This is a genomic window from Psychrobacter sp. PSi21 (assembly GCF_054960615.1).
Genome location: NZ_JBHNYR010000011.1, coordinates 24,766 through 38,771, shown reverse-complemented (window position 1 = coordinate 38,771; position 14,006 = coordinate 24,766). Strand labels below are relative to the sequence as shown.

The 14,006-nt window shown below is 46.0% G+C and carries 15 protein-coding genes; 5 read left to right on the top strand and 10 right to left on the bottom strand.

The genetic code is table 11. The features are described 5' to 3' along the window. Positions 1–129: 129 nt before the first annotated feature. The 10 genes from ACFI32_RS09010 to ACFI32_RS08965 form a co-directional block, all read right to left on the bottom strand. Positions 130–546, bottom strand: coding sequence for a F0F1 ATP synthase subunit epsilon (locus ACFI32_RS09010; RefSeq protein WP_462626207.1), 417 nt, complete (start codon positions 544–546; stop codon positions 130–132). A 93-nt stretch (positions 547–639) separates the two neighbouring features. Beyond that, a complete protein-coding gene (gene atpD / locus ACFI32_RS09005) occupies positions 640–2,073 on the bottom strand; it encodes a F0F1 ATP synthase subunit beta (RefSeq protein WP_462626206.1) in 1,434 nt (477 codons plus the stop codon). A gap of 38 nt (positions 2,074–2,111) precedes the next feature. Next, the gene (gene atpG / locus ACFI32_RS09000; protein ID WP_462626205.1) at positions 2,112–2,993 is read right to left on the bottom strand and encodes a F0F1 ATP synthase subunit gamma; all 882 of its coding nucleotides are present in this window, start codon (positions 2,991–2,993) and stop codon (positions 2,112–2,114) included. Between the two features lie 176 nt (positions 2,994–3,169). Next, the gene (gene atpA, locus ACFI32_RS08995) at positions 3,170–4,714 is read right to left on the bottom strand and encodes a F0F1 ATP synthase subunit alpha (RefSeq protein ID WP_462626204.1); all 1,545 of its coding nucleotides are present in this window, start codon (positions 4,712–4,714) and stop codon (positions 3,170–3,172) included. A gap of 83 nt (positions 4,715–4,797) precedes the next feature. Continuing rightward, a complete protein-coding gene (locus ACFI32_RS08990; RefSeq protein ID WP_462626203.1) occupies positions 4,798–5,421 on the bottom strand; it encodes a F0F1 ATP synthase subunit delta in 624 nt (207 codons plus the stop codon). A gap of 13 nt (positions 5,422–5,434) precedes the next feature. After that, a complete protein-coding gene (locus tag ACFI32_RS08985; protein WP_462626202.1) occupies positions 5,435–5,905 on the bottom strand; it encodes a F0F1 ATP synthase subunit B in 471 nt (156 codons plus the stop codon). Between the two features lie 79 nt (positions 5,906–5,984). Further along, positions 5,985–6,233: a F0F1 ATP synthase subunit C gene (gene atpE / locus ACFI32_RS08980; protein ID WP_025651437.1), complete on the bottom strand. Its 249-nt coding sequence runs from the start codon at positions 6,231–6,233 to the stop codon at positions 5,985–5,987. A gap of 33 nt (positions 6,234–6,266) precedes the next feature. After that, positions 6,267–7,136: a F0F1 ATP synthase subunit A gene (gene atpB, locus ACFI32_RS08975; protein ID WP_462626201.1), complete on the bottom strand. Its 870-nt coding sequence runs from the start codon at positions 7,134–7,136 to the stop codon at positions 6,267–6,269. A 724-nt stretch (positions 7,137–7,860) separates the two neighbouring features. Continuing rightward, a complete protein-coding gene (locus ACFI32_RS08970; RefSeq protein ID WP_462626200.1) occupies positions 7,861–8,259 on the bottom strand; it encodes an ATP synthase subunit I in 399 nt (132 codons plus the stop codon). A gap of 269 nt (positions 8,260–8,528) precedes the next feature. Next, positions 8,529–9,482, bottom strand: coding sequence for a metal ABC transporter solute-binding protein, Zn/Mn family (locus tag ACFI32_RS08965; RefSeq protein ID WP_462626199.1), 954 nt, complete (start codon positions 9,480–9,482; stop codon positions 8,529–8,531). A 222-nt stretch (positions 9,483–9,704) separates the two neighbouring features. Between ACFI32_RS08965 and ACFI32_RS08960 the strand changes: the two genes are divergently transcribed. From ACFI32_RS08960 to dksA, 5 genes are all read left to right on the top strand, one after another. Next, positions 9,705–10,229, top strand: coding sequence for a transcriptional repressor (locus ACFI32_RS08960; protein WP_462626198.1), 525 nt, complete (start codon positions 9,705–9,707; stop codon positions 10,227–10,229). A 127-nt stretch (positions 10,230–10,356) separates the two neighbouring features. Then, positions 10,357–11,067, top strand: a complete 711-nt coding sequence (locus ACFI32_RS08955; protein WP_462626282.1) for a metal ABC transporter ATP-binding protein — start codon at positions 10,357–10,359, stop codon at positions 11,065–11,067. A 90-nt stretch (positions 11,068–11,157) separates the two neighbouring features. After that, positions 11,158–11,967 (top strand): metal ABC transporter permease, encoded by an 810-nt coding sequence (locus tag ACFI32_RS08950; protein ID WP_462626196.1) that lies wholly within the window; start codon positions 11,158–11,160, stop codon positions 11,965–11,967. 285 nt (positions 11,968–12,252) lie between these two features. After that, the gene (locus ACFI32_RS08945; protein ID WP_462626195.1) at positions 12,253–13,083 is read left to right on the top strand and encodes a metallophosphoesterase; all 831 of its coding nucleotides are present in this window, start codon (positions 12,253–12,255) and stop codon (positions 13,081–13,083) included. A 279-nt stretch (positions 13,084–13,362) separates the two neighbouring features. Then, a complete protein-coding gene (gene dksA / locus ACFI32_RS08940; protein WP_462626194.1) occupies positions 13,363–13,803 on the top strand; it encodes an RNA polymerase-binding protein DksA in 441 nt (146 codons plus the stop codon). Positions 13,804–14,006: the final 203 nt, after the last annotated feature.

The window sequence follows — 14,006 nt, the reverse complement described above, 5'->3', positions numbered from 1 at the left end:
CGTTATCTTTATTGGTCAGACAAAAACATCGTCTGGATAAAACCAATACTAGCGGAGCAGGCATAAAAAAACAGCCCTTAAAGGACTGTTTTTAGCTTATAACGATAGCGTCAAATCAGATAAGTCGTATTAGGCACGGTTTTTGTACTTACGGATGGCCTGCAACTGGCCTACCGACTCTGCTAATGAGGCCAATGCCGCATTCACCTGTACAGAATCCGTTTGATTGACCAATTCTTGCTCAGCTTTTTTACGCGCTTGGATAATTTTGCTTTCATCCAAGTTGTGTGCGCGTACCGCAGTATCAGCAAGCACAGTAACGATTTTAGGTTGTACTTCAAGTACACCACCTGAAACGTAAATGACTTCTTCTTGACCGTCAGCAGTTTGTACGCGCATGGCACCTGGCTTTAGCAATGTGATAAGCGGGGTGTGTCCTGATAGCACACCAACCTCGCCCTCGCTACCCGTAGCGACTAACATACTGACTTCACCTGAGTATAACTCTTCGCGGGCACTTACGACGCGACATTGAAACGTTGCCATCTTTCTCTCCTCACTATCAAAACTGCGATGCGTTACTTAGTGGCAAATAGATCGGCTATGATCTATCTGCCTTTTAGCAAATGCTAGCACAACTTAGGCTGCAGTAGATTTCATTTTTTCTGCTTTGGCAACGACTTCATCAATGCTACCAGCCATATAAAATGCTTGTTCTGGTAGGTCGTCGTATTCACCAGCGATAATGGCTTTAAAGCTTGTGATGGTATCACGTAGTGACACATATTTACCCGGCGCACCAGTAAAGACTTCAGCAACGTGGAAAGGCTGTGATAAGAAGCGCTGAATCTTACGCGCACGGTACACAACCAATTTGTCTTCTTCTGACAACTCATCCATACCCAAAATGGCGATGATGTCTTTTAGCTCTTTATAGCGCTGCAAGACTTCCTGAACACCGCGAGCCACGTTATAGTGCTCTTCACCAATCACTTGTGGATCAAGCTGACGTGAGGTTGAATCGAGGGGATCAACCGCAGGATAAATACCTTGTGATGCGATATCACGGCTTAGTACCACGGTAGCATCCAAGTGAGCAAACGTGGTTGCAGGTGATGGATCGGTCAAATCATCCGCAGGTACATATACGGCCTGAACGGAAGTGATAGAACCTGACTGCGTTGAGGTGATACGCTCTTGGAGCATACCCATCTCTTCAGCCAATGTTGGCTGATAACCAACCGCTGATGGCATACGGCCAAGCAGTGCTGATACTTCCGTACCTGCTAGCGTGTAGCGGTAGATGTTATCAACGAACAGTAGAACGTCACGACCTTTACCGGTTTCTGGATCTTTGGTATCACGGAAATATTCCGCCATGGTCAGACCAGTTAGTGCAACACGTAAACGGTTACCCGGTGGCTCATTCATCTGGCCATATACCATCGCAACTTTAGATTTGCTAAAGTCTTCGGTGTTGACAACGCCAGCTTCTTGCATTTCATGATAGAAGTCATTACCTTCACGAGTACGCTCACCAACACCAGCAAACACTGATAGACCTGAGTGTTTTAGAGCGATATTGTTGATCAGCTCCATCATGTTTACGGTTTTACCAACACCAGCACCACCAAACAGACCAACTTTACCACCTTTAGCGAACGGACAAAGCAGATCAATAACTTTGATACCTGTCTCTAACAGTTCAGTGCTGTTTGACTGTTCTGCATAGCTTGGCGCTTCACGATGGATTGACCATTTGGTTTCGGTAGGTACAGGACCTTCTTCATCAATAGGACGACCAAGAACGTCCATAATACGGCCAAGTGTACCCGTACCTACAGGCACAGAAATCGGGGCACCAGTGTTGGTCACTGGTAAGTTACGCTTTAGGCCTTCTGTTGAGCCCATCGCAATAGTACGTACGATACCATCACCCAATTGTTGCTGTACTTCTAGGGTAGTTTCAGTACCATCTACTTGTAAGGCATCAAAAATCTGAGGCACTTCGTCACGGTTAAATTCAACGTCAATAACCGCGCCAATGATCTGTACAATACGACCGCTACTCATTGCGTTCTCCTTGAACTTCTATATATAGGTGTAGTCAATTATGAAACAGCAGCAGCACCGCCAACGATTTCCGAGATTTCTCGGGTAATCGCCGCTTGACGCAGCTTGTTATAAACCAACTGTAAATCGTTAATTAAATCGCCAGCATTATCTGTTGCCGCTTTCATCGCGACCATACGTGACGACTGCTCAGAGGCAATATTTTCCATAACCGCTTGATAGACAATCGATTCAATGTAGCGCCCTAGCAGACCATCAATCAGTGTTTTGATATCAGGCTCATAAATATAATCCCAGCTGAGTTCAGTCTGGATGCCACTTTCTTCATCACTGAGTGATTCTTCTGGTAATGGCACCAACTGATTAACCGTTGGTTTTTGAGTCATGGCGTTAATAAACTGGTTATAAACCACATAGATGCGGTCAAGTTTGCCAGTATTATAATCATCAAGCATGGCTTGGACAGGTGCGTTTAGCTGCTCAAACGTTGGGTTGTCGCCATAATCAGTGACTGCTGATGTGACTTTACCACCAAAATTTTTGAAGAAGCTGACACCTTTTGAGCCAATGACTGCAAATTCGGCTTGTACAGACTGGTTTTGATAGTCTTGAATACTTTGGGTAAGTGCTTTAAACAAGTTAATGTTCAAGCCACCCGCGAGGCCACGGTCAGAAGTGATAACGATATAGCCCACTTTGTTGACCGGGCGAGATACCATGTAAGGATGTTTGTAGTCTGATGAGGCATGCACCAAATGTGAGATAACCCGGCGCATACTATCAGCATACGGGCGACCCACTTCCATGCGCTCTTGGGCACGGCGCATCTTACTCGCTGCTACCATTTGCATGGCGCGAGTAATCTTCTGGGTGCTTTTAATACTGGTGACTTTGGCACGTATTTCTTTTAAGCTTGCCATAATGATTCCAATATAAGAGGGTTAAAAAAGCATTGGCGAATGCCGCAATGACTTGCAGCACTACGCGGTCACATGCCGTCGGTTGCAGATAAAGCAGCACGTCATCTAATTATCGATTACGCACTACTCTAGCAATACTGAGCGTACAACCAACCAAACCGGCTTAACCCGTTAAATTAATAACTGTGGTTTTGTTTGAAAGTCTGTACGGCTGACTTTAAACGACCTGAAATATCATCATTATAATTTGCAGTGTCGTTGATTTCACGCATCAAGTCGGCTTGCTCGTCTTGCATATAACGCAAGTAAGCTTCTTCAAAGGCACCGATTTTTTCAACAGGTACGTCTGACAAGAAACCTTCGTTTGAGGCATAGATAACAGCGGCTTGTTCAGCGATAGACATTGGCTGATACTGCTTTTGCTTCATGAGTTCGGTAACGCGCTCACCATGATCGAGCTGCTCACGTGTTGCATCGTCAAGATCTGAGGCAAACTGGGCAAAGGCGGCCAATTCACGATACTGAGCTAGTGCGGTACGGATACCACCTGATAGCTTTTTGATGATCTTGGTCTGTGCTGAACCACCAACACGAGATACTGAGATACCAGCGTTCACAGCAGGACGGATACCTGAGTTGAACAAGCTAGACTCTAGGAAAATCTGACCATCGGTGATCGAGATCACGTTGGTTGGTACGAATGCTGATACGTCACCCGCTTGGGTTTCGATGATTGGCAATGCGGTCAATGAGCCTGTTTTGCCTTTAACTTCACCATTGGTAAAGTTTTCAACATAGTCAGCATTGACACGTGATGCACGCTCAAGCAGACGTGAATGGAGATAGAATACATCACCAGGATAAGCTTCACGACCTGGCGGACGACGAAGTAGTAGTGAGATCTGGCGATAAGCAACCGCCTGTTTTGATAGATCATCAAATACAATCAGTGCGTCTTCACCGCGGTCACGGAAGTACTCACCCATCGTACAGCCTGAATATGGCGCGATGTACTGTAGTGCGGCAGGCTCTGATGCTGAAGCAACCACGACGGTGGTGTACTCAAGAGCGCCAGTTTGTTCTAGTTTGCGCACAACGTTTGCAATAGTAGAGCGTTTTTGACCAACGGCCACATACACACACTTAATGCCAGATGCTTTTTGCGCAATAATGGCATCGATTGCCAAAGCGGTTTTACCCGTCTGACGGTCACCAATGATCAGCTCACGCTGGCCGCGACCGATAGGGATCATGGTATCAACGGCTTTATAACCGGTCATTACAGGCTCATCAACTGATTGACGGTCGATAACGCCTGGGGCAATTTTTTCGACTTTATCAGTCATTTTGGCATCGATAGGACCTTTGCCATCAATAGGATTACCCAAAGCATCAACAACACGGCCTAGCAGCTCAGGACCTACGGGTACTTCAAGAATACGGCCAGTACAATAGGCTTTTTGACCTTCTTGCAATTTTAGGTAATCGCCTAGGATTACCGCGCCGACAGAGTCACGCTCTAAGTTGAGAGCCATGCCATAGATGTCGTTTTCGAACTCAATCATTTCGCCGTACATGGCATCTTCAAGACCATGAATCTGCACGATACCGTCAGATACTTTGACAATCGTGCCTTCATTCTTTGCAGTTGCACCCGCATCAAGGTCTTGAATACGCTGCTTAATCAGATTACTGATTTCCGCTGGATTCAATTGTTGCATTGCCTTGTTTCCTTTAATTTATGATAACCCGCCCACTGTCTCAAATGCTGATGATTGGCGCAGTGTTACCTGCGCAATCAGCATTAAGCAGTTAGCTGTGTTTTTAACTGTTGTAACTTGCCGCGCATCGAATCATCAATGACTTTGTCACCAATTTTGACAGTCGCACCTGCCAAAAGACTGGGATCCACCGACTCATGAATAACCACACTGGCATTTAGCGAGGCGGCAAGACGCGTTTGAAACAAGTCACGTTGCGCGTCGGTCAATGGGTGGGCAGAGGTCACATAAGCATCAAGCTGCTTTAAGCCCAAGGCTTTATGACGACGATAATGCTCATAAACTTCAGGCAGCAGCGCCAGACGCTCTTGTTCTGATAGCTGATAGACGAAGTTGCTAAGCGCTATTGATACTTTAGGGTAGCTTGCTGCGTTGGCACGATGATGACCTTGACTTGAGCTCAGTAGAGCTTTAAAGGCAGAATCGTCTTCACCAGCCACCTGTGTATTGTAAATATCTACCAAAGCGGCTGACTTATGCTCAGCAGACACGGCTGGGTTCTCTAGCCATGTATGGAACGATTTGTCATTAACAATCGTACTGGCAACGAATAAGAAATCTTCCCATTCATTGACCACCCCTTGTTCATTGGCATAGTCAAACGCGGCTTTAGCGTAGGGTCGTGCTAAGGTTGATAGGTCAGCCATTATATCCTCACAATTACAGCTTCGCCGCCAGTTGGTCTAACATGCTGGCATGTTTTTGCATATCGACTTCTTCTTGCAAAATCTTTTCAGCACCAATTACAGACAACTCAGCGACTTGGGCACGTAGTGACTCACGTGCTTGATTGATCTCTTGATCGATAGACGCTTGTGCTTGTTGACGGATACGTTCGCCTTCCACTTGGGCTTGCGATTTAGCGTCTTCAATTAACTGGTTGGCACTCTTGTTCGCTTGCTCAATTAATGCAGCAGATTTCGTCTTAGCGAGTTCAAGCTCCTGCTTTACGTCTTGCTCCGCGGTGGCCAGATCTGCTTTTGCTTTTTCCGCCGCATTTAAGCCGTCAGCGATTTTACGCTGACGCTCATTTATTGCGCCGATAAGTGGTGGCCACACGAATTTCATGCAAAAAACCACAAATATTGCAAAAGCAATGGCTTGACCGATGAGGGTAGAATTGATATTCACGTGATCACCTCTTTGTTAATGAAAAATCAGTTTCATTGACTATAGTTGACAGTCAAACAGTGACAACTGAGCCTTCATATTAACCTGCTAGAGGGTTAGCGAATAGCAATAGCATAGCAATACCAACACCAATCATCGGTACAGCATCAAGCAGACCTGCCACGATAAACATACGAGTTTGCAACTGTGAACCAAGTTCTGGCTGACGTGCAACACCTTCTAAGAATTTGCCGCCCAAGATAGCAAAACCGATGCCTGTGCCAAGTGCGCCCAAACCGATCAAAAGAGCTACTGCGATAACTGTGTAACCACCTAATACTGGATCCATTGATGTATCCTCATTTACCTATTGAATGTCTAATTAATGTTCAGTTGACGATGCTAGTGACAGATAAACTATCGTGAGCATCATAAATACGAACGCTTGAAGTGTAATAACTAAGATGTGGAAAATTGCCCACGGTACAGATAATGCCCATTGAATCCAAAATGGCATTAGGGCGATCAAGATAAAGATCAACTCACCTGCATACATGTTACCGAATAGACGCAGACCTAATGAGATAGGCTTTGCAATCAAGGTCACAAACTCTAAGATGAAGTTAATCGGGATCAAGATGATTTTTGCGATTGGATTTTTTGCGCTAAACGGATGTAAAGTCAGTTCACCAACAAAACCGCCCAAACCTTTCTCTTTAATGCTATAAAAGATAATCAATGCAAACACAGAAAATGACATACCAAGGGTGACGTTAGGGTCAGTACTTGGTACGATTTTCATGAATACATGATGGGGATCATAGCCCATAGCGGCGCCAATTTTTTGCGCCAATACTGGAATGAAATCGACAGGCACTAAGTCCATCAAGTTCATTAAGAAAATCCATACGAAGATGGTCAATGCCAATGGCGCAACCAACTTTGAGGTACCACTGTAAGAATCACGCACGTTGTTGTCGACAAACTCGACAATCATTTCCACAAAAGCTTGGGTTTTACCTGGCACACCTGAAGTTACTTTTTTGCCGACCATCCAAAAAATGGCACAAAATAAGATGCCAAGACCGATCGACCATAGCATAGAGTCAAGATGGATGGCGTAAAAGCCCATTTGCGATGCTTCTTCAGCATTATGCGCAACTGTCCAACCTTCGCCTGGCAAGTGGCCATACGTCCAATTCGTTAAGTGGTGAGAGATATATTCTGATGATGTTTGTTGCTCGGCTGCCATAATGTAAGCTTCTTATTAATCAACGATTTAATCAACTACCAAAAAAAACGGTTGTCATCTGATGAGTAGGCTAGTGAATAGGTATGCAGTCGCTCATACCAGTATGTCTAAAACGCATATCGCGTCTGTTGTATCTGGTGCGTCATGCACACGTGTTATTCAGCTAAAGCTACCATGTAACCAACAACATCCAACCCATAAGTCCAATGTAAGTACCTGATCTTACTAACATCTAATAAATTTTAGCTATCAAAAAAGGGCTTTAGAGTATTCATTACCAGCCCTTGGTACTTATATATAAAGTCATCATGTTCGTACATGCTCGCATACGCTCAGTCGATATGACGCTTTAGCGATATCTCTTGAGGCACTTGAACAGTATAATTTGCTGTCTATCTTAATGCAGCGCTGTATTCGTGTAAAGTCAATTATCTTTTTTTTGCCTATTGTATCAGCAAGTTGCTATGTGACCTGATATAGCCTCTGCTACTGTATACATTTGCTGCGTCAAATTCAGAATAAAAGAATAATTCGCCAGCGCGTAAAAATCATGTGACACGAAAGATCTTCAGTGCCGATTGGTACGTTATTACTGTATGTGGTACTACTATTGACGTTATCGAACTAGCCGTGGAGAAATTGGACCGCGAGATGACACATCAAGCATTATCCTTATGACAGAATAATTAACAAGTCAGCAGTACACTATGACTGTCTGTACTCGTTACCCTATGCGCCACAACATCCAACTATGACTAATCTGCATTACCATAAAACCGATGAATAGCGCGGGCGCTGACAGGGGTTGTATGGTAATAAAAATTAGTGCGAAACCAAACACAGTCAGTAGCCATTTGACCATCTGACCTCGATACAGCTGCTTGACAATGTGTCGACGCGCGCGGTATCCGGTATGCCAAAAGATAAAACCTGCAAATACGGCTTGGGTAACAAAACTAAGTAGTGCACCAATGGCAGTACTCTTTGCAGCCACAAAATGCCCATCAAGCCATAAATAATCCAGTAAGCTTGCACCTATAATGAGGATAAACAATACCCAAATTTGGCGCTTAAGACAGATACCGATTTTATCTTTTTGCGTGCGTTTGGCAGGCTGGGTCATCAGTGCTCCTATAATATAGCGTTACGATCCTGTTCGCTTCAATGCGAAAACAGCACCTACGAATCAGTCACTATACAGGTATCACCTTTGAACCAAAATAAAACGCCACTTATTATAAGGAGTAGCTCACTTTTAAGCAAGCATAATATGAAGTTTGTCAACTATTTAAATGAATTCCACGACCAAAGTCAGGTTTTATCACTCTTGCAGTGATAATGCCAGATAACATTGGTCATGGCAACGCTTTTTTATGACCCGCTTAGCTGATTTTATGGTGTATCCACGCAGTGGTTAATCTGCTCGGCCATGTGACGCCAGCCTTCTACGAAATCTTGGCTGTCACTCATGTCTTCGATTTGGACACTGGTATTAAGGGGGCCCAGTTTGGTAAGCAACCCTTTGGCGGTTGTACTTTGATTGACCAGACACATTGTTTTGGCAGGGCGGTGCTCGGTGAGCCAGCGCAACTGACTGGCTTTGGGGGCCAAGTGGTGATCGGGGCTGAGGCTGCCTGCCAGCTTGATATGGGCAGCGTCCTCAATATATTGGTAAGCGTCATGATATGCCCAGTAGGAGCGCGTGCGCTGCGCGTCTTGTCGTACCTGCGCGACGGCGTTGTCCATACGCTGTGCAAATTTTTGCACGTTGGCCTGATAGGTGTTTTTGTATTTGGGGTTGGCATGGGTATGAATGGCGGCAAGCGCACGGGTGATGGCTTTGGCATTTTCGGGATCAAGCCAGATATGCGGATCAAGCGTACCTGCAATGGGCTGACCTTTAACATCGCGCAAGGGGTGACGATTAAAAGCATTAAAACCAAACAAACTGATGGCGTTGGGGGCATCTTTTAAGCTGCCACTCAGGCTGTTTTCTAACGCAGGGCCAAACCAAACCACAAACTTGCTGTCTTTGATGGTCTTCATATCACTTGGACTGATACTGCCATGATGACCCACATCCCCTGCTTGCAAAATTTGCTTGGCATCAGGCGTGCCGTCAGTGACCGCTTGGCTGAGCAGTGATAATGGGTGGTTGCTGACGCTAACGGTTGCCGCTTGCGCAGGTATGGTGGCTGCCAAGCCTGCAGCGATAAGTAGGAGACCTGTTACGCGCTGGGCTGATTTTTTGGTGGTGTGATTTAAATGAGTGATGGCTTTTTGGGGTAATGATATGGCGCGGCGACTCAGTGAAGCAGCTGCCGCATGGTGATGATGAGCGATCATGCAGTAGTCATCCTATAAATTCAGTCCGCACATAATACTGTGCGGTTAGCATTGCGCCGCGCAACTGATACGCTGGCGCTACAATGCAAATGGTAAGGGCATTCTTAATCGTTAATATGTTATACTATAACATTAGAAAACGCCATGTGATTTTTCCCTCATCAGTTTTGAATCTTCGCTATACTGTCTGGCGTTTTGATATCGACTCTAGGAGTGTGCGCCATGTCTACTGCTTCCCCTACCTGTGACCACCTGCACGATGTTCAGCATTTCTCGCCGCAAGCAATTGCTGAGCGCATTGAGGCTGCTAAAATTCAGTGTCGTGTGCGCGGGGTACGTTTTACGCCACTGCGTCAGCAAATCTATGCACTGGTGCTGCAGGCTGACAAACCAGTGGGCGCCTATGATTTGATCACTCAGTTGCAGCAGTCGCGCACCGCTCAAGACGTGGGCGCTGATAGTACAAAAAATGTTGCACCACCGACAGTTTATCGCAGTCTGGAGTTTTTACTGGCTGAAGGACTGATTCATCAATTGACTTCGATCAATGCGTATGTGCCTTGTTGTCACCCACGTGCTGAGCATACCGCTGCGTTTTTGATTTGTGAGCGCTGCCAGCGGGTGCAAGAGTGCAGCAGTATGCCTGTACAAGAGGTGATGAGCTTTGCTGAACAAGACGTGGGGTTTGTGGTGGCGCGTAGCGTGATCGAGCTGAGCGGTCTTTGTCAGGCTTGTCAAACGGCCTAGAGACTCGTGTGGCTGTTTTTATTTTTGACCCATTTGATGAATAAGTAGTTATCAGCTTATGAACACTTCTGCCTCCTATCCCAATCCAGCGCCAGATGCAGCTGCTAATAAAGTACAGCTGCTTAGCATGCAAGACGTGAGCTACGATATCGGGCCGCAGCGTTTGGTCGCACATGTTGATCTTGATATTGCGGTGAACGAAACGGTGAGCCTCATCGGCCCTAATGGGGCGGGCAAGTCAACGCTGGTCAAGCTGATCTTGGGCTTAATCAATCCCACGCATGGTCATATCAAGGCGCATCAACCGCTGGTACTGGGTTATGTGCCGCAACGCTTCGCCGTACCGCCAATTTTACCTTTGCGGGTAAAGGATATTTTGGCACAGGCCAATCAGCGCCGCCTGACTCAAGATCAGCGTCAGTTCATTTTTGACAAACTGTCACTCACGCATCTGTTACCGCGGCAACTGCAGCATTTATCAGGGGGTGAGACGCAGCGGGTACTCATGGCAAGGGCGCTGTTAGAAAAGCCCAATTTACTGATTTTGGATGAGCCAATGCAAGGCCTTGATCCTGATACTGAGGTGTGGCTATATCAATTTATTGATGAATTGCCTGAGTTTTTGCACTGCGCCATGCTGGTGGTGTCTCATGATCTGCACTGGGTGATGAAAGGCAGTCGGCGCGTGATTTGCTTGAACAAGCACATTTGCTGCGAAGGACGACCCAGTGAGCTTGCGATTACGGCTGAGTTTCAAAAGCTCTTTGGACATCATTATGAGCAACCTTATGTCCATCAACCACACGCATGCGAGCATCATGCACCAAGTGATCTATAATAGACTGCCATCATTTTTATTTTGCTGCACATTGGGCACACCCATCTTTGTATGTGTGCTTTTTTTAGCCCCTAAACGGAAGACATCAGTATGACTGCTTGGTTAGCCATCATTGCCCCTGCTTGGATTGCAGGCAGTATCTTGGCGCTACTCTCAGCGCCACTTGGCTGCTTGGTATTGTGGCGGCGTATGGCCTTTTTTGCCGACGCGCTGGCGCATGGCACACTGCTTGGGGTAGCGCTGGCAGCGTGGTGGCATTTGCCGATGGGGATTGGGATTGCGCTGGTGAGTGTGGCAGTAGTCATTGGCCTTGTGCTTATTGATGATGAGCGCTTGCCTGCCGATGCGGTACTGGCAGTGGTTGCCGTGACCTTGCTCTGTCTGGGTCTGCTCACGCTCACTCAGTTAACCGATCAGCAGGCCAACGTGCTCGGGTTTTTGTTTGGCAACTTGCTGGAGCTTGATTGGTCAGATTTACCGATCATCGCTGGTAGTGTGGCGGTTGGTTTGGGTGTATTGGCTTATATCTGGCCAGCTCAAATAAAGCTGGCCACTCATGAAGCATTGGCGCGCATTCAAGGTATTCACCCCACGCGGCAGCGGCTGTTTTTTATGGGTGTGCTTGCTGGATTTTGTGCGGTTGCCTTGCAAGCTGTTGGTAGCTTGCTCATTAGCGGTTTGCTTGTCTTGCCTGCCCTCACTGCCCGCTTATGGTCAACAGCGCCCAAACAGATGGTTATTTTTGCGTTGATTGTCGCGCAGCTCGGCGTGACGCTGGGTGTGTGGGGCAGTATTTGGCTGGATATTCAAACGGGTCTGTCTATTGTTTTGGTGCTCGCCATGTTGTTTTTTGCCGCCTTGATTGGCTCAAAGCTTTACAAGTCCCGCAGCTCGCAGTGATGTATTGGGTATTTTTATCTCGTATTCCCTCTATGCCATTTATAAAGGTTTAAATGACTTCGGTTTTTTTGAGAAAAAATCGACGGTCATCATTTATTTTGTCCAACTTTATTTGGCAAATAGCGCTAGAGCTTTTTCATAATCTGTGTTATAAAGCCGATGACACATCTTTTGGCGCTATTTTGATGGCTTTTTGCCTCACAGCGCTGTATAAAATGATAGGATAAAGAGAACTGTTGCGCTTTGACAGCACTGTCTGTCATAGCCTGATGAGGTGCTGACACTATGCCAAGCTACCCTGCTCGTATGATTTATACCGCTGATGAATCGATCAATATCTTGCAAGTGACCGATTTGCATTTGTCGGATATCGCAATTGAGCAGACACAAAAAGACCTACACTGCTGCCGTCAGCTGTTTGAAGCAGTACTGACACAAGCCTTAGCTGAAAACGAACGCTGCGATTTAATTTTGATTACAGGCGACTTGGTCAGCAAAGTGAATCCACAGGTTTATGATCATATTTTTGCAGTCCTCACGGCAACCCAAATACCTTTTGCTTGTATTGCGGGCAATCATGACGTGACCGAAGAGTTCGACAGCAGCGTGCCTTTTGATGAGCGGTGGCTGATCGCCCACACACCTGATGCTCGTTTGCTCAGCCGTCATGTGATCATGACTGAACACTGGCACCTATTATTGCTTGATTCGAGCGTACCGGGCGCGATCGCAGGTGAGATCAAGCCCGCTGATGTGGATTGGCTCTGTGACCAACTGGATCAATGCGACAAGCCTGCGCTCATTGCACTCCATCATCACGTGTTGCCGATGAACTCAGCATGGATTGATAACCACATTGCGGCGGGTACCGCATATTTTTGGCAACGAATGGCCGACTACCCGCAGTTACAAGTGATTATTAGTGGTCATACGCACCAAGAAAAAGTCTATGAACACAATGGGGTAACCGTATACAGTACGCCGTCAACCTGTTATCAATTTAAGCCATTTTCATTTGATTTTGCTTATGATAAAGAGTCGCGTCCCGGATATCGTTGGTTGCAATTAGCTAACAATGGGCAGGTTGCAAGCTGGGTCAAAAGATTAGATACTTGACGGTCAGTTATCGGTTATGGATCGTTAATACAGTGGATGGACAGATACGGAAACTGAACAGCTTAGCACTATTTATAATACCCATAAAAAAACTATTAACATGGATAATAGAAAAGTAGTACTCATATCACATTGGCGGTTTTATCGACTGGGTGACTTGGGTTACCAAGTGGTAAAACGTTCTATAAACAGACAATAAAAATTGTGGTAGCAGCTTTTAACGTATTGTCTCTTGCAGCGTCGTTTTGTTGAATTAATTTGAAAAAATAGGATACCCATATGAGCACCCTAACCACAAACCCCAGTGAAGTGAAGTTTACCCCTTACTCGCCAGCGGAAGGCGAAGAGTATATGTCTGACGCTCAGCTTGCGCATTTTAAGTCGATTTTGCTCGACTGGAAAGACCAACTGATCGGTGAGGCAGACCGCACCAAGACTTATATCCAAGATGAGTCGAGCGCCATGCCAGACATCAATGATCGTGCCACGCAAGAAGAAGAATTCGCGCTGGCACTACGTACGCGTGATCGTGAGCGCAAACTGATTCGCAAAATTGATAAGTCTATCTTAGAAATCGATAATGATGATTATGGCTTTTGTGAAACTTGCGGTGTCGAAATCGGCTTACGCCGTCTGGAAGCACGTCCAACAGCAACCCAGTGTATCGACTGCAAAACCTTGTCAGAGATGAAAGAGCGTCAAAACCAAGGTCACACCTAAGCCAACCTAACGGTGGCATTTGACTATTTTTGCGAGCGACCACATCGATGGTCGCTTGTTGCGTTTTATACGCCACTATATCAAAAGCAATCGCTATCTAAAGACAGTTTATACACCACATGTGTGACGTGACAGTATCTATAGGTCTACTCAATACGTTCACTCTGCATTCACTTTTAATCATGGCGGCACCTCTTGACTCT